1 protein-coding gene is annotated in these 593 nt (G+C 25.1%); it reads left to right on the top strand.

What is annotated here, in order from left to right; translation table 11 throughout:
• Positions 1-24 precede the first annotated feature (24 nt).
• The coding region (locus tag NZ519_14145; GenBank protein ID MCS7029893.1) for a hypothetical protein at positions 25-593 on the top strand (569 nt) is incomplete at its 3' end.

Raw genomic sequence — 593 nt, 5'->3', positions numbered from 1 at the left:
GAATCCTTTTACTTAGCAATAGTTATGTTTGCACCTGCTTACTTGTATAAATTATATATTTACTTTTACAGTACTTATCAAAAGTATAGTTTATTTTCTACTTATCATTTAAAACATAATACATGGGTTCTTTATTTAGCAACTAGTATTATCATAGCAGTAGCTTTACACTATTATAGTTCAAATGTATATGGATATTATCACCAATTTAATACAACACGAGGTGAAATTCTTGATAAAGAAGGCTTAGAAAAAATTTCACATGACGACAAAGTAAGGGCTTTACAAAGTGTAAAATGGAGCTTAAATGATTATGCTATGTTAATGAACTGGTTTTTTATCGACTCAAATATTTATAACAAAAGTAATTTTACAACAATAGTTAATTCCATCCCTAAGAAAAAAATTAGTGAATTACTCTATTTTATTTCATCTAACTATAAGCACCTAATAAGTGAAATACTATCTCTTCCTGTAATGTGGGGTTTACTTTTAATATATTTAAGTACAATTCTATATGAAGCTTCTTATACAAAATTATTCTTTTTGCTAATGACTATATTATATTTTTTTTTGACATACTTATTAATATC

It is taken from the genome of Bacteroidia bacterium (genome assembly GCA_025056095.1).
GTDB lineage: Bacteria > Bacteroidota > Bacteroidia > JANWVE01 > JANWVE01 > JANWVE01.
This window is presented reverse-complemented; position numbering and strand designations above follow the sequence as displayed.